Origin of the sequence: Thermocrispum sp. (genome assembly GCF_002919275.1) — a bacterium.
In the GTDB taxonomy this organism is placed as follows: Bacteria; Actinomycetota; Actinomycetes; order Mycobacteriales; family Pseudonocardiaceae; genus Thermocrispum; species Thermocrispum agreste.
Map to the genome: position 1 here is coordinate 56,730 of NZ_PKFA01000033.1, position 15,805 is coordinate 72,534.

Below are 15,805 nucleotides of genomic sequence, written 5' to 3' on the forward strand. Positions count from 1 at the left end.
ATCCGCGGCCGAGGACGGCGCTGCCGGACGGTCCGCCGGGGTGCGCTGCGGCCACCGCGGGCAAGGATCCCGGACCGCCTGCCGGGCGGTCGCTCGATCCGCCGGCCAGCGGGGCGGCGAAGTGCGCAGGTCGCGGCCGCCCCAGCCGGACGTTGTCGGTGCCCGCGCCTAGCATGGGGGAGGTCGGCGAGTCCGACCGATTGCCGCTGCCGAATCCAATCCGAGGAAGGGGCCACCCGGGTGTCCGATCGTCTCGTCGTCCGAGGTGCGCGCGAACACAATCTGAAGAGCGTCGATCTCGACCTGCCGCGCGACAGCATGGTGGTGTTCACCGGCCTGTCCGGCTCGGGCAAGTCGTCGCTGGCGTTCGACACCATCTTCGCGGAGGGGCAGCGGCGGTACGTCGAGTCGCTGTCGGCGTATGCGCGGCAGTTCCTCGGCCAGATGGACAAGCCGGACGTCGACTTCATCGAGGGGCTGTCGCCCGCGGTGTCGATCGACCAGAAATCCACCTCGCGCAACCCGCGTTCCACGGTCGGCACGATCACCGAGGTCTACGACTACCTGCGCCTGCTGTACGCGCGGGCGGGCAAGCCGCACTGTCCGCAGTGCGGCGAGCCGATCGCCAAGCAGACCCCGCAGCAGATCGTCGACCAGGTGCTGGCGATGGAGGAGGGCACCAGGTTTCAGGTGCTCGCCCCGATCGTGCGCGGCCGCAAGGGCGAGTACGTCGACCTGTTCTCCAACCTGCAGCAGCAGGGCTACGCGCGCGTGCGGGTGGACGGCCAGGTCTATCCGCTCACCGATCCGCCGAAGCTGAAGAAGCAGGAGAAGCACGACATCGCGGCGGTGATCGACCGGCTGACCGTCAAGCCGTCGGCGAAGCAGCGGCTGACCGATTCGATCGAGACCGCGCTGCGGTTGGCCGACGGGCTGGTCGAGTTGGAGTTCGTGGACCTGCCGGAGCACGACCCCGGCCGGATACGCGGCTTCTCCGAGCACCTGGCGTGCCCGAACGGCCACGCGCTCGCGGTGGAGGATTTCGAGCCGCGGTCGTTCTCGTTCAACTCGCCGTACGGCGCGTGCCCGGAGTGCACCGGTATCGGCGTGCGCAAGGAGGTCGACCCGGAGCTGGTGGTGCCGGACGACTCGCTGTCGCTCGCCGAAGGAGCGATCGCGCCGTGGGCGGTGGGCCAGTCGGCGGAGTACTTCCAGCGGCTGCTCACCGCGCTGGCCGAGACGATCGGATTCCGCATGGACACGCCGTGGCGTGACCTGCCCGCGAAGGTGCAGAAGGCGGTGCTGCACGGCACCAGCGAGCAGGTGCACGTCCGGTATCGCAACCGGTACGGCCGCCAGCGCTCCTACTACGCCAACTTCGAGGGCGTCATCCCGTTCCTGGAGCGCCGCCGGGAGCAGACCGAGTCCGAGTACATGCGGGAGCGGTACGAGGGCTACATGCGCGAGGTGCCGTGCCCCGCGTGCCAGGGCACCAGGCTGAAGCCGGAGATCCTGGCCGTGACCTTGGAGCACGAGACGCTGGGGCCCCGCTCGATCGCCGAGGTCACCGCGTTGTCGGTGGCGGAGGCGGCGGAGTTCCTCGACGGGCTCAAGCTCGACGAGCGGCAGGCGATGATCGCGGGCGCGGTGCTGAAGGAAATCCAGGCGCGCCTGCGCTTCCTGCTCGACGTGGGGCTGGACTACCTGTCGCTGGACCGCGCGGCGGGCACGCTGTCCGGCGGGGAGGCGCAGCGCATCCGGCTGGCCACCCAGATCGGGTCCGGCCTGGTCGGCGTGCTGTACGTGCTGGACGAGCCGTCGATCGGCCTGCACCAGCGGGACAACCACCGGCTGATCGAGACGCTGACCCGGCTGCGCGACCTGGGCAACACCCTCATCGTGGTCGAGCACGACGAGGACACCATCCGGGCCGCCGACTGGGTGGTGGACATCGGCCCGGGGGCGGGGGAGCACGGTGGGCAGATCGTGCACAGCGGGCCGTACGAGGAACTGCTGTCCAACGAACGCTCGCTGACCGGTGACTACCTGGCGGGCCGCAGAGAGATCCCGCTGCCGGTGTCGCGCCGCCCGGCGTCGAAGCGGAACAGGCTGACCGTGGTCGGTGCGCGCGAGCACAACCTGCGCAACATCGACGTGTCGTTCCCGCTCGGCTGCCTGGTCGCGGTGACCGGGGTGTCCGGGTCCGGCAAGTCCACGCTGGTCAACGACATCCTCGCCACGGTGCTGGCGAACAAGCTGAACGGTGCGCGGCAGGTGCCGGGCAGGCACACCCGGGTGCGTGGCCTCGACCTGGTGGACAAGCTGGTGCGGGTGGACCAGTCGCCGATCGGCCGCACGCCGCGGTCCAATCCGGCGACCTACACCGGGGTGTGGGACCACATCCGCAAGTTGTTCGCGGCCACCACGGAGGCGAAGGTTCGCGGGTATCAGCCCGGCCGGTTCTCGTTCAACGTCAAGGGCGGGCGCTGCGAGGCGTGCGCGGGCGACGGCACGATCAAGATCGAGATGAACTTCCTGCCGGACGTCTACGTGCCGTGCGAGGTGTGCAAGGGCGCCAGGTACAACCGCGAGACCCTGGAGGTGCACTACAAGGGCAAGACGGTTGCGGACGTGCTGGACATGCCCATCGAGGAGGCCGCGGAGTTCTTCGAGCCGATCAAGCCGATCCACCGGCATCTGCAGACGCTGGTGGACGTGGGCCTCGGCTACGTGCGGCTGGGGCAGCCGGCGCCCACCCTGTCCGGCGGCGAGGCGCAGCGGGTGAAACTGGCCGCCGAGCTGCAGAAGCGCTCCACCGGGCGCACCGTCTACATCCTCGACGAGCCGACCACCGGGCTGCACTTCGAGGACATCCGCAAGCTGCTGGTGGTGATGCACGGCCTGGTGGACAAGGGCAACACGGTGATCGTCATCGAGCACAACCTGGACGTCATCAAGACGGCCGACTGGATCATCGACATGGGGCCGGAGGGCGGCTCCGGCGGTGGAACGGTGGTGGCCGAAGGCACCCCGGAGGACGTGGCGGCGAACGAGGCGAGCTACACGGGGCAGTTCCTCAAGCCCATTCTCGGCTGACCGCCGAGGCACACCGTCGCCCGGCGCGATCCGCGCGGCCCGGCCCACGCCTGGCAGGTCGGTCAGGCCGCTCGCCCACAGCCTCGACCTGGCCGCACTGGCCCTGCCAGTTGCCGATGACGGCGGGTTCCGGCCGCGCATCGCCGAACTGCGTGGTGACCGGCCAGCTCCCCGCAGGAACAACGGCGGCATGGCCCCGGGCCGCCCAGCTTGCTGAGCAGGGCGGCGTCTGCTGCTCGGTGCGCCGGCTCGCCCAGGAAGTCGCATACTGGCGCCGTGAGCTTGCACGAGTACCGGTTCCGGACGTCGTGGCACGTGGCCGCGCCTGCGGAACTGGTGTTCCGCGAGGTCACCGACGTGTCCGGCTATCCGCGCTGGTGGCCGGACGTCCGGTCGGTGCTGCGCCTGGACGACGACACCGCGGAAGTGGTGTGCCGTGCGATGCTGCCGTATCGCATCGTGATCCGCCTGCACCGGGTGGAGGAAGACCCGGATGCGGGCAGGTTGTGCGTCCGGCTGACCGGTGATCTCGACGGCTCGCTGCGAGCATGGGTCCGCGAACATGCCGACGGCACCGTGCTCGAGATCGTTCAAGAGGTCGTTGCACGCAAACCCTTGTTGCGCTGGTGCGCCCTGGTGGCTCGCCCGGTGTTCCGGCTGAACCACGCCGTGATGATGAATCGCGGACACCGTGGCCTTCGCGCCCACCTCGCACCATGATCGGCGGATCCGTGCAGCCGCCAGGCCTGCGACGTCCCCGCGCCGACAAGCGTACTGGGCAGGTCGGCGTAGCCACGGGGTCGGAGGCTTGCCGGCAGCGCGCTGGACCGCGGCGCCCGGCCGGTCGTGCGCATCCCAGCCGTGGGGGCTGGCGGAGCGTGTGAATCCGGGATCCGACGGTTGCCTCGGAGGGCGAACCGTGGCCGGTCGCCGCGGCTGCGCGGTCGCCGGGTCGTGCGCTCCCGAGGCGCTACGGCCGCCCCCGCAGGCGTACCCGCGGCCTGGCCCGCAGGAAGAGGCTGACGTAGCCGGACGATGGCTGGCCGACTCCAGCCGTCCACGGTGCGCTCGGCCCGCTGCCGGAGAACCCGTCGAGACGCCGATGGCCGGAGCGCTGGTGCCCCGGCCATCGGTCGTGAAATCGCCGCGACGTCGCGCCCGCAATGTCAGGCGGTCACCTTCTCCCGCTCCGGCTCGCCCGCGGCGGCCGGCTCGGTGTGGTGATCGTCCAGCATGGTCTGCTCGTCGAACGGATCCTGTCCGGTCAGCACCCGCCGCGCCTGCTGGCGGTCCAGCTCCCCGGTCCAGTGGCCGATCAACACGGTGGCCACCGCGTTGCCCGCGAAATTGGTCAGGGCCCGCGCCTCGCTCATGAACCGGTCGATGCCGACGATGAAGCCGACGCCGTCGACCAGTTCCGGCCGGTGCGTCTGCAGGCCGCCCGCCAGCGTGGCCAGGCCGGCGCCGGTCACACCCGCCGCACCCTTGGACGCGATGATCATGAACAGCAGCAGCGCGATCTGCTCGCCGACGCCGAGCGGGCTGCCCTGCGCGGCGGCGATGAACAGCGTCGCCATCGTCAGGTAGATGGCGGTGCCGTCGAGGTTGAACGAGTAGCCGGTGGGCACGGTGATCCCGACGACCGGCTTGCTCACCCCCATGTGCTCCATCTTCGCGATCAGCCGCGGCAGCGCCGACTCGCTGGACGAGGTGGACAGGATCAGCAGGAACTCCCGCGCCAGGTAGCGCAGCAGCTGCCACAGGTTGATCCGGGCGACGAACCACAGCACGGCACCGAGCACCACGAACACGAACACGATGCAGGTGGCGTAGAAGCCGAGCATGATGACGGCCAGGCTCTTCAACGCCGCCCAGCCGGTGTCGCCGACGACCGCCGCGATGGCGCCGAACGCGCCGACCGGGGCCGCCCACATGATCATGGCGAGGATGCGGAACACCAGCCGCTGGACGTGCTCGATCCCGCGCAGGATCGGCGCGCCCGCCGGGCCGAGTCGCTGCAGCGCGAACCCGGCCAGCAGGGCGATCAGCAAGGTCTGCAGCACCGATCCGGAGGTCAGTGCGGACACCAGGGTTTCCGGAATGATGCCGAGCAGGAACTCCTCGGTGGACTCGCCGCCCTGCGCCGACTGCTGAGCCTTGGCCACGGCGTCCGGGTCGAGCCGCATGCCCTCGCCCGGGTGGAGCACGTTGCCCACGACCAGCCCGATCGCCAACGCGACCGTGGACATGATCAGGAAGTAGGTCAGCGCCAGGGCGCCGACCTTGCCGACCTTGGCCGCTTTCGCGACCGAGCCGATGCCGAGCACGATCGTGCAGAAGATGATCGGGCTGATCATCATCTTGATCAGCTTGACGAAGCCTTCCCCGAGCGGCTTGAGGTGCTCGGAGGAAAAATCGGGGAAGGCGAAGCCCACGACAATGCCCAGCACGACCGCGCCGACCACCGCCAGGTACAAGTAGTGCACCCGGTCTCGGCGAGCCGGCGGTGCGGTGGCGGCAGGCTCCTTCGCCATCAGTGCCTCCTCCAGACGTCGGTTGTGCGTGGGTAGCACTATCGGGGGACTTGTGACTCCGGTCACCGTTATGTTCATTCCGTTCACTCACGGCACGATCCGGAGGCGGCGATGGCCCAGCGACCGAGCAGGCCGCGGCGACCGTGGAGCCTGGCGGGACAGCTGCTGGTTCTGTTGCTGGTGATGGTCGCGGTGCTGGTCGGCGCGGGCGTGCTGCTGGCTTACCGGGAGGCCGCCAGGGCGAGCGAGGATGCGGCCAGGGAGGAGTCCACCGCGGTTGCCGTCGCCGTGGCGCGGATGCCGGACGTTCAGCAGGCGCTGCGCAGCGACGATCCCACGCGGCGCTTGCAGCCACTTGCCGAGCGGGTGCGTACCGACACCGGTGTCGACTTCATCACGATCATGGCCCCGGACGGCACCCGCTACACCCACCCGAACCCGGAGCAGATCGGCGGCACGTTCCTGGGACATCGCGGTCCGGCGCTGCGTGGGCAGATCTTCACCGAGACCTACACCGGCACGCTCGGCCCGTCGATCCGGGCCGTCGTCCCCGTCCACCACGGCGACGAGATCGTGGGCCTGGTCAGCGTCGGCATCACGGTCGAGGCGGTCACCGCGGAGCTGAACGAGCGGCTGGGTCCGTTGCTGATGCTCGCGGGCGCCGTGCTGGCCGTCGGGATCGCCGGCTCGTGGCTGGTGAGCTCCCGCCTGAAGAAGCAGACGCGCGGTGTCGGGCCGGCCGAACTGGCGCGCATGTTCTCCTACTACGAAGCGATCCTGCACGCCGTCCGGGAGGGGCTGATCCTGGTCGACGCCGACGGCCGGGTCGGGCTGTGCAACGACGGCGCCCGCGCGCTGCTCGGTTTGCCGGAGACACCGCCGGAGGGCACGCCGGTGGCCGAGCTCGGTCTCCCGGATCCGTTGGCCGACGCACTGACGTCGACCCGGCCGCGCTCCGACGAGATCCACGTGACCGACGACCGTGTCCTGGTGGTGAACACCTCCCAGGTGCGCAGCGGCGACCGGCCGATGGGCAACGTGGTGACGCTGCGCGACCACACCGAGCTGGAGGCGTTGACCGGCGAGCTGAACACCGTGCGGGGGTTCGCCGAGTCGCTCCGGTCGCAGGCCCACGAGGCGGCCAATCGCCTGCACACCGTCGTCTCGCTGGTCGAGCTCGGCCGCACGGAGGAAGCTGTGCGGTTCGCCACCGCGGAACTGGAGATCGCCCAACAGCTGACCGACCGAGTGGTTGGCGCGGTCGCCGAGCCCGTGCTGGCCGCGTTGCTGCTCGGCAAGCTGGCCGAGGCGAACGAGCGCGGGATCGAGCTGGTGCTGGAGGAGGGAGCGGCGGTGGACGATTCGCTGATCGGCGACCACGGCATCGCGCCGAGGGACGCCGTGACGGTGCTCGGCAATCTCGTCGACAATGCCATGGACGCGGCGGTACAAGGTGGCAGGACCCCGCCACGGGTCCGGGTCGATCTGCGCGGCGAGGGCGGTGAACTGTTCATGCGAGTGTCCGACAACGGTGCCGGCGTGCTGGACACCGAGATGGTGTTCCGGCGCGGCTGGTCCACGAAATCCGCGCCGGGGCACGGCCTGGGGCTGGCTCTGGTCGGCCAGGTGGTGCGGCGCTACCGCGGCTCGGTGGACGTGCGCAACGACAGCTCCGGCGGAGCAGTGTTCACTGTGCGGCTGCCTGCCGGGGTGCGCTCGTGAGCCCGCCGTCCGACATCGCCGTGCTCGTGGTGGAGGACGAGCCGATCGCCGCACAAGCGCACTGCGAGTACGTCGAACGCGTGCCCGGGTTCACCGTGGCAGGCGTGGCGCATTCCGGTGCGGAGGCGACGCGTTTCCTCAAGTCCGGGCATGCCGACTTGGTGCTGCTCGACTTCTACCTGCCGGACACGCACGGGCTGACGTTGTGCCGGGGGCTGCGTGCCGCCGGCAATCCGGTCGACGTCATCGCCGTGACGTCGGCGCGCGACCTCGAGGTGGTGAAGGCTGCCGTCTCGGTCGGCGTCGTGCAGTACTTGATCAAGCCGTTCACCTTCGCCACGCTGCGGGACAAGCTCACCGCCTACGCCCGCTACCGCCAGGCGTCCGGGGAAGCCGACCAGTCGGAGGTCGATCGCATCCTCGGCACGCTGCGCACGGTCGACCACGGCGCGCTGCCGAAAGGGATGAGCGGCGCGACGTTGGAGGCGATCATGGCGGCGCTGCGCGAGGCGGCGGACGGCCTCTCGGCGGCGGAGGCCGGCAGGCGCACCGGGACGTCCAGGGTGACGGCCCGGCGCTATCTGGAGTACCTGGCCGACAGCGGCGTGGTCGAGCGCCGTCCGTCCTACGGTCAGGTCGGGCGGCCGGAGCTGCGTTACCGTACGGTGAAGCGGCCATGATCGACGTGTCCGGGCCGGCGATTCCGATCGTGCAGGCACCGATGGCGGGCGGGGTGTCCACACCTGCCCTGGTGCAGGCGGTGACCAGCGCGGGTGGCCTGGGTTTCCTCGCGGGCGGCTACCTGCGAGCGGATGCTCTGCGGGAGCAGATCCGCGCGGTGCGGCAGGCAACCGACCAGCCCTTCGGTGTGAATCTGTTCGTCCCCGAACCGCCGCGTCGCGAAGTCGACCTGCGGCCGTACCGCGAGCGCCTGCGGCCGGTCGCCGAGCGTCACGGTGTGACGATTCCCGAGCCGGACTGGCAGGACGACGACTTCTTCGCGGAGAAGGTGGAGATGCTGCTCGCCGAGCGCGTTCCGGTGGTCTCGTTCACCTTCGGCATTCCGGACGCCAAGGTGATCAAGGCCTTCCGTGCCGCAGGCAGCACCGTGATCGTCACGGTCACCACCGCCGACGAGGCACGGAACGCGGTGACTGCCGGGGCGGACGCGCTGTGCGTGCAGGGGCCGGAGGCCGGCGGGCACCGCAGCACGCACCGGATGACCGACGAGCCGGGCCGGGCCCCCCTCGTCGAGCTGCTGCGCCGGATCCGGCCCGGCGTGCCGGTGATCGCGGCAGGTGGCATGGCGACACCGGACGCGATCGCTGCGGCACTGGCCGCGGGCGCTTCCGCCGTTCAACTCGGGACCGCGTTCGTCCGGAGCGACGAATCCGGCGCGAAACAGGCGCACAAGGACGCGCTGGCCGATCCAGGACGCCCGGACACGGTCGTCACGCGCGCGTTCACCGGCCGCCCTGCCCGGGCCATCCGTACGTCGTTCGTCGAGCAGTTCGACGGCGCCACGCCGGCGGTCCATCCGCAGGTGCACCAGCTGACCGCGCCGATTCGTGCGGCAGCCGCGGCCGCCGGGGACCCGGAGGGCCTGGCCTTGTGGGCAGGAACCGGTCATCGCGCGGCCCGCACCGGCCCGGCGGCCGAGATCGTCGCGGAACTGTGGACGCAGGCCGAGCGCCTGCGCTAGCCGGAGCCGGGGACGCCCTGGCTAGTGCACCGGTCCGGTGTACTTCTCTCCGGGGCCTTGTCCGGGCGGATCCGGCACGGGGGAGGCCTCCCGGAACGCACGCTGCACCGATTGCAGGCCGTCACGCAGCGGCGCCGCGTGGGCACCCAGGTACTCGGCCGACGCCGTGACCAGACCGGCGAGCGCCGTGATCAGCCTGCGTGCCTCGTCAAGGTCCCGGCGCGGGCTGGTGTCGGGATCCTCGTCGGCCAAGCCCAGGCGCTCGGCGGCCGCGGACAGCAGCATGACGGCGGCCCTGGTGACAACCTCGACGCTGGGGACGTCGGCAAGGTCCCGCTGCGGCAGCTCGGAATACTCTCCATCCCTGGCCGCGTTCGCACTATCATCAGCCACGTCTGGTACCCTGCCATGAGCCACTCACACCCGGATGTCCGGGTGTGAGCAAGTGGAGCCCCGCTCCCACCCGAGTCGCCGCTTCGAGGCGGCCGGGTCCGGTCTCGCCGATGGCACCATCGGCGAGGTGTCCGCCGGTGCGGACACGATCGGAGTTGTGGGCCCCACTGCCGATGGCAGGTGGGGCCCGACGCTTGTCGGCGTCAAGGGGCCCCGGACGACAACAGCAAAGGCAACAACGGACCAAGGAGGCCCCATCAGCTCCGACACGCGCATCAACGAGCGCATCCGCGTGCCCGAAGTTCGGCTCGTCGGGCCGAACGGCGAGCAGGTAGGCATCGTCCGCATCGAGGATGCATTGCGCCTGGCGCAGGAGGCCGATCTCGACCTGGTCGAGGTCGCCCCGCAGGCACGCCCTCCGGTGGCGAAACTCATGGACTTCGGCAAGTACAAGTACGAGGCTGCCCAGAAGGCCCGTGAGTCCCGCCGGAACCAGCAGCAGACGGTGATCAAGGAGCAGAAGCTCCGGCCGAAGATCGACGACCACGACTACGAGACGAAGAAGGGCCACGTCGCCCGCTTCCTCAAGAGCGGCAACAAGGTCAAGGTCACCATCATGTTCCGCGGCCGGGAGCAGTCGCGTCCCGAGCTCGGATTCCGGCTGCTGCAGCGGCTGGCCGACGACGTGGCCGACCTCGGCGTCGTCGAGTCCGCACCGAAGCAGGACGGCCGCAACATGGTGATGGTGCTGGCGCCCATCAAGCAGCAGAAGGGCAAGAAGGCCGGCAAGGACGCCGAGTCCAGCAAGCGATCTGCCCGCTCGGGCAGGTAGACGGGTCAGGTCACGACCACCGCCCCGGCAGAGGGCGGTATCGGCCTGCCATGAGAAGGAAGAGAATTCATGCCTAAGCAGAAGACGCACAGCGGTACCGCCAAGCGGATCAAGGTCACCGGCAGTGGCCGGCTGCGTCGTCAGCGTGCCGGCAGGCGGCACCTGTTGGAGCGGAAGTCGAGCCGCGTGACGCGCCGCCTGGAAGGCACCGGCGACGTCGCCAAGGCCGACGTGAAGACCGTCCGGAGGATGCTCGGCATCTGACGGTGCCCGGCGCCGGACAGCACATTCCGGCCAACTGACCACGACCACCCCGGGGCGGCGGATCCGCCCCCGAGATTCGACAGGATGGACCCATGGCACGCGTCAAGCGGGCAGTGAACGCCCAGAAGAAGCGTCGCGCGATTCTCGAGCAGGCGAAGGGCTACCGCGGGCAGCGCTCCCGGCTGTACCGCAAGGCCAAGGAGCAGTCGCTGCGCTCGCTCAACTACGCCTACCGCGACCGCAGGGCGCGCAAGGGCGACTTCCGGCAGCTGTGGATCACCAGGATCAACGCGGCGGCCCGCGCCAACGGCATGACCTACAACCGCTTCATCCAGGGCCTGAAGGCCGCCGAGGTGGAAGTCGACCGCAAGATCCTGGCCGACCTGGCGGTCAACGACGCGACCGCGTTCACCGCGCTGGTCGAGCTGGCCAAGCAGAACGTTCCGGCCCAGGAAGCGAAGAAGTCGGCCTGATCACGCAGGAGATCTTCACCCACCGCACACCACGGGTGGTGGCCGCCCGGAAGCTGACCACGCGCTCCGGCCGGTCGGCGGCCGGGCGGTTTCTCGCCGAAGGGGCGCAAGCGGTCCGCGAGGCGCTGGCGCGCGCGGCAGGCCGCGATCGCCCCGCAGCGGTGCACGAGCTGTTCGTCACCGAGCAGGCCGCGAGCAGGCACGCGGACCTGGTGCGGCAGGCTCGTGCCGCCGGGGTGCGGGTCTCCACCGTGACTCCGCGCGCGGCCGAGCTGCTGTCCGAGACGGTCACGCCGCAGGGGCTGGTCGCCGTGTGCGACACCGTGGACGTCACCGTGGCCGAGGCCATCGGCGACAGCCCGCGCATGGTGGCGGTGCTGGTGGGGGTGTCCGATCCGGGCAACGCCGGCACCGTGGTGCGGGTCGCGGACGCGGCGGGCGCGGACGCAGTGGTGCTCGCCGGCGATTCGGTGGACCCGCACAATGGCAAATGCGTGCGGGCGTCGACCGGGAGCTTGTTCCATCTGCCCGTGGCTCGCGAGCGCGATGTGGCGGACGTTATGACTGCGTGCCGTGCCGCCGGGCTTCGCGTTGTCGCCGCTGACGGGCGCGCGACGCAGCGGCTGGACGACGCCGACGTGGAGGCCGCGCTGGCCGGGCCGACGGCGTGGCTGTTCGGCAACGAAGCGCACGGCCTGGCACCCGAGGTGACCCGGGCCGCCGACGCCGCCGTGGCCGTGCCGATCTACGGCGCCGCGGAGAGCCTGAACCTGGCCACAGCGGCAGCCGTCTGCCTGTACGCGACCGCTCGCGCGCAGCGCTCGCAGAGCAGCCGACAGTGACGTAGACGAGTCAGAGCGAGGAGGCGAGGGGGCCGGTCCCGTTCCGCGGCAGCCGATGCGGCACGATCTTGGTGCACGGAACGTGGTCATCAAGCCGGCCGAGGAGTCATGAACGCAACACCACCAGCCGAACTCGCGCAGTCCGCACTGGACGAGGCCGTCCGGTCCGCGCGGGAGGCTTTCGCTGCCGCCGCGGACCTGGACGAGCTGGCCGCGGTGAAACCCACGCACCTGGGCGACGGCTCGCCGGTGCTGCGCGCCCGCCGGATGATCGGCTCGCTGGACGCCAAGGACCGGGCCGCGGCGGGCAAGCGGGTCAACGAGGCCCGGCAAGCCATCCAGTCCGCCTACGACGAGCGGTTGGCCCAGCTGCGCGCCGAGCGGGACGAGAAGGTCCTGCGCCAGGAGGCGGTCGACGTCACGCTGCCGTGGGACCGGATCCCGCGTGGCGCCCGCCACCCGGTGATCACCATGGCCGAGCGGATCGCGGACGTGTTCGTCGGCATGGGCTACGAGGTCGTCGACGGCCCGGAGCTGGAGGCCGAGTGGTTCAACTTCGACGCGTTGAACTTCGGCAAGGACCACCCGGCCCGGCTGATGGCGGACACGTTCTACGTCGCGCCGGAGGACTCGCGGCTGGTGCTGCGCACGCACACCTCGCCGGTGCAGGCCAGGACGCTGCTGCACCGCAAGCTGCCGGTGTACATCGTGTGCCCGGGCCGGTGCTACCGCACCGACGAGGCCGACCCGACCCACGTGCCGGTGTTCCATCAGGTCGAGGGCCTTGCGGTGGACAAGGGCCTGACGATGGCCGACCTGAAGGGCACGCTCGACGTGCTGGCCCGCGCGATGTTCGGGGCGTCGGCGCGGACCAGGTTGCGCCCGCACTTCTTCCCGTTCACCGAGCCGTCGGCCGAGGTCGACGTGTGGTTCGAGGAGAAGAAGGGCGGCCCGGGCTGGGTCGAGTGGGGTGGCTGCGGCATGGTCGACCCGAACGTGCTGCGCGCCTGCGGGGTGGACCCGGACGAGTACCGCGGATTCGCCTTCGGCATGGGCCTGGAGCGCACGCTGCAGTTCCGCAACGGCATCCCCGACATGCGTGACATGGTCGAGGGCGACGTGCGGTTCACCCTGCCGTTCGGGATGGAGGCCTGCTGATGAAGGTTCCGTTCAGTTGGCTGACCGAGCACCTGGCGCTGACCGAGGGGATCGGTGTCGACGAGGTGGTCGACGCGCTGGTCCGGGTCGGCATCGAGGTCGACGGGGTGCACCGGCTGGAGCAGGTGCGCGGCCCGCTGGTGATCGGCCGGGTGGAGAAGATCACCGAGCTGACGCAGTTCAAGAAGCCGATCCGGTACTGCCGGGTGGACGTCGGCGACGCGGTGACGCCCGGCTCCACGGACGCCACCCGCGGCATCATCTGCGGCGCGACGAACTTCACCGAGGGCGATCTGGTGGTGGTGGCGCTGCCCGGTGCGGTGCTGCCGGGTGATTTCGCCATCAGTGCCCGCAAGACCTACGGCCACCTCAGCGAGGGCATGATGTGCTCGGCCCGGGAGCTGGGCCTGGGCGAGGACCACAGCGGCATCCTGGTGCTGCCGAGGAACTCGGCCACGCCGGGTGACGACGCCACCGAGGGGCTGGGGCTGGACGACGCCGTGCTCGAGGTGACGCCGACGCCGGATCGTGGCTACGCGTTGTCGGTGCGCGGCCTGGCCCGGGAGCTGGCGTGCGCGCTGGACCTGCCGTTCGCCGATCCCGGCCTGCGGGAGCTGCCGAAGGCCAAGGGCGACGCGTGGCCGGTGCGGATCGAGGACCCGGACGGCTGCAAGCGGTTCGTGGTGCGGCGGGTGTCCGGGCTGGACCCGAGCGCGCCGACTCCGTGGTGGATGCAGCGCAGGCTGATGCTGGCGGGCATCCGGTCCATCTCGCTGGCGGTGGACGTCACCAACTATGTGATGCTGGAGCTGGGCCAGCCGTTGCACGCCTTCGACGCCGAGCGCGTCAAGGGCGAACTGGTGGTGCGCCGGGCCAAGGAAGGCGAAAAGCTCACCACGCTCGACGACGTGGAGCGGGTGCTCGACCCGGGCGACATCGTCATCTGCGACGACACCGGCCCGATCTCGCTGGCAGGCACGATGGGCGGGGCGAGCACGGAGATCACCCCGGAGTCCACCGACGTGCTGCTGGAAGGCGCGTTCTGGAATCCGGCGTCGATCAGCCGCACGGCGCGCAGGCACCACCTGTTCTCCGAGGCGGCCAAACGGTTCGAGCGGCACACCGACCCGGCGGTCGCCCCGGTGGCCGTCGAGATGGCCGCGAACCTGCTGCGCACCTACGGCGGGGGCACCGTCCAGCCCGGCCGGACCGACGAGGGCCGGATGGAGAAGCTTCCCCCGGTGACGATGCCGATCTCGCTGCCGGACGAGGTCGCGGGCGTGCGGTACGAGCGCGGCGTGACGGCCAGGCGGCTGACCCAGATCGGGTGCAAGGTCTCCATCGACACCGCGCCGGACGGGACCGGTCTGGTCGTCGCGGAGCCGCCGTCGTGGCGGCCCGACCTGCAACGGCCCGCCGACCTGGTGGAGGAAGTGCTGCGGCTGGAGGGCTACGACACCATTCCGTCGACGGTGCCTGCCGCCCCGCCCGGCACCGGGCTGACCGCCGAGCAGCGGCGCAAGCGGTCGGTGGCCCGCGCCTTGGCCGAAGCGGGCTACGTGGAGGTGGCGCCGCCGCCGTTCGTGTCGAAGCAGACCTGGGACAAGATGGGCCTGCCTGCGGACGACGTCCGGCGGAACACCGTCTCGCTGCTGAACCCGCTCGACGCCGACAGCGCGGAGCTGGCCACCACGCTGCTGCCGGGGCTGCTCGACGCGCTGCAGCGCAACCAGTCGCGTGGCCTGCGGGACGTGGCGTTGTTCCACATCGGCCAGGTCTTCCTGCCGCAGAAGGGCGCCCCCCGGGTGCCCGACCCTCCGGTGACCGAGCGTCCGTCGGACGAGGAACTGGCCACGCTGGAAGCCTCCGTGCCGAAGCAACCACTGCATGTGGCGGTGGTGCTGAGCGGCAACCGGGAGCGCGCCGGCTGGTGGGGTCCCGGACGGTCGGCCTCGTGGGCCGACGCGGTGCAGGCCGCCAGGATCGTGGCCGAGGTGTCCGGCGTCGAGCTGCAGATCGAGGCGGCCGAGCACGCGCCGTGGCACCCGGGCCGGTGTGCGCGGCTGCTGGTGGGCGACTTCCCGGTGGGATACGCCGGTGAGCTGCACCCGAAGGTCGTCGAGGCGATGGGCCTGCCGAAGCGGACCGTGGCCATGGAGCTGGACCTGGACGCCGTCCCGGTGGTGGAGAACCGGCCTGCTCCGCCGATGTCGCCGTACCCGCCGGTCCTGATGGATGTCGCACTGGTGGTCGACGAATCCGTGCCCGCGGCATCGGTGGAGAAGGCGCTTCGCTCCGGTGCCGGTGCGCGCCTGGAGGACGTCACGCTCTTCGACATCTACACCGGTGAGCAGATCGGCGACGGCAAGCGCTCGCTGGCGTTCAAGCTGCGGTTCCGGGACCCGGAGCGCACGCTGTCCAGCGAGGAAGCTGTCGAGCTGCGGGACGCGGCGGTGGCTGCTGCGGCGGAGGAGTTCGGGGCGACGCTGCGCGCGTGACGTGAGTGGCGCATTCCGGGCGCCGCTGATCACCCTGGTGACGTCAGTGGCGCCGTAAGTGGCGTCGTTCGCGCCGGACGCCTCGCTGAGGCCGGGACCGGGCATACCGTCGGGGCCATGACGATCATCGAGGAGCACCGGACCCAGTTCCGGAGAGATGGCCACGCGTACCGCCTCGAAGTGGTCGCGCAGCAGGAATCCGAGGCCGCCGAGCGGCAGGTCACCGTGCGGTTGGACGTGGCGGACCCGGAAGGCCGCCCGGTCGCGGCCGGCCAGGTCGAGGTGGCGGCC

The 15,805-nt window shown here is 70.8% G+C and carries 13 protein-coding genes; 11 read left to right on the forward strand and 2 right to left on the reverse strand.

Annotation, left to right across the window (positions count from 1 at the left end; translation table 11 throughout):
• Positions 1-240 precede the first annotated feature (240 nt).
• Both uvrA and CXP56_RS07260 read left to right on the forward strand, forming a co-directional pair.
• Entirely contained in the window at positions 241-3,096 is a 2,856-nt protein-coding gene (gene uvrA / locus CXP56_RS07255) for an excinuclease ABC subunit UvrA (protein ID WP_028846584.1), read from the forward strand.
• Between the two features lie 276 nt (positions 3,097-3,372).
• The gene (locus tag CXP56_RS07260; RefSeq protein WP_028846585.1) at positions 3,373-3,816 is read left to right on the forward strand and encodes an SRPBCC family protein; all 444 of its coding nucleotides are present in this window, start codon (positions 3,373-3,375) and stop codon (positions 3,814-3,816) included.
• 446 nt (positions 3,817-4,262) lie between these two features.
• On the opposite strand, the gene CXP56_RS07265 is transcribed toward CXP56_RS07260, so the two are convergent.
• A complete protein-coding gene (locus CXP56_RS07265; protein ID WP_479267734.1) occupies positions 4,263-5,582 on the reverse strand; it encodes a cation:dicarboxylate symporter family transporter in 1,320 nt (439 codons plus the stop codon).
• Positions 5,583-5,741: 159 nt separating this feature from the next.
• Here CXP56_RS07265 and CXP56_RS07270 point away from each other — a divergent pair, with 159 nt between their 5' ends.
• Genes CXP56_RS07270 through CXP56_RS07280 form a run of 3 tightly spaced genes read left to right on the forward strand, consistent with a single transcriptional unit; the run spans position 5,742 to position 9,054 of the window.
• Positions 5,742-7,352, forward strand: a complete 1,611-nt coding sequence (locus CXP56_RS07270) for a sensor histidine kinase (RefSeq protein ID WP_286900518.1) — start codon at positions 5,742-5,744, stop codon at positions 7,350-7,352.
• Positions 7,349-8,032 (forward strand): response regulator, encoded by a 684-nt coding sequence (locus CXP56_RS07275; RefSeq protein WP_028846588.1) that lies wholly within the window; start codon positions 7,349-7,351, stop codon positions 8,030-8,032. Before CXP56_RS07270 ends, CXP56_RS07275 begins: the two co-directional genes overlap by 4 nt.
• On the forward strand, positions 8,029-9,054 hold the full coding sequence (locus CXP56_RS07280) for an NAD(P)H-dependent flavin oxidoreductase (protein ID WP_286900519.1): 1,026 nt from the start codon (positions 8,029-8,031) through the stop codon (positions 9,052-9,054). The genes CXP56_RS07275 and CXP56_RS07280 overlap by 4 nt, the downstream gene beginning before the upstream one ends.
• A gap of 21 nt (positions 9,055-9,075) precedes the next feature.
• Here the strand turns inward: CXP56_RS07280 and CXP56_RS07285 are convergent, their stop codons facing one another.
• Positions 9,076-9,447, reverse strand: coding sequence for a DUF1844 domain-containing protein (locus CXP56_RS07285; protein WP_028846590.1), 372 nt, complete (start codon positions 9,445-9,447; stop codon positions 9,076-9,078).
• 286 nt (positions 9,448-9,733) lie between these two features.
• Here CXP56_RS07285 and infC point away from each other — a divergent pair, with 286 nt between their 5' ends.
• From infC to pheT, 6 genes are all read left to right on the forward strand, one after another.
• On the forward strand, positions 9,734-10,279 hold the full coding sequence (infC, locus tag CXP56_RS07290) for a translation initiation factor IF-3 (protein WP_479267735.1): 546 nt from the start codon (positions 9,734-9,736) through the stop codon (positions 10,277-10,279).
• A 69-nt stretch (positions 10,280-10,348) separates the two neighbouring features.
• Complete coding sequence (rpmI, locus tag CXP56_RS07295) at positions 10,349-10,543, forward strand: 50S ribosomal protein L35 (RefSeq protein WP_028846592.1); 195 nt, start codon at positions 10,349-10,351, stop codon at positions 10,541-10,543.
• Between the two features lie 92 nt (positions 10,544-10,635).
• On the forward strand, positions 10,636-11,016 hold the full coding sequence (gene rplT, locus CXP56_RS07300) for a 50S ribosomal protein L20 (protein ID WP_028846593.1): 381 nt from the start codon (positions 10,636-10,638) through the stop codon (positions 11,014-11,016).
• 38 nt (positions 11,017-11,054) lie between these two features.
• Positions 11,055-11,858, forward strand: coding sequence for a TrmH family RNA methyltransferase (locus CXP56_RS07305; RefSeq protein ID WP_286900521.1), 804 nt, complete (start codon positions 11,055-11,057; stop codon positions 11,856-11,858).
• Between the two features lie 108 nt (positions 11,859-11,966).
• Positions 11,967-13,016, forward strand: coding sequence for a phenylalanine--tRNA ligase subunit alpha (pheS, locus tag CXP56_RS07310; protein WP_028846595.1), 1,050 nt, complete (start codon positions 11,967-11,969; stop codon positions 13,014-13,016).
• Entirely contained in the window at positions 13,016-15,514 is a 2,499-nt protein-coding gene (gene pheT, locus CXP56_RS07315; RefSeq protein WP_286900524.1) for a phenylalanine--tRNA ligase subunit beta, read from the forward strand. The genes pheS and pheT overlap by 1 nt, the downstream gene beginning before the upstream one ends.
• Positions 15,515-15,805: the final 291 nt, after the last annotated feature.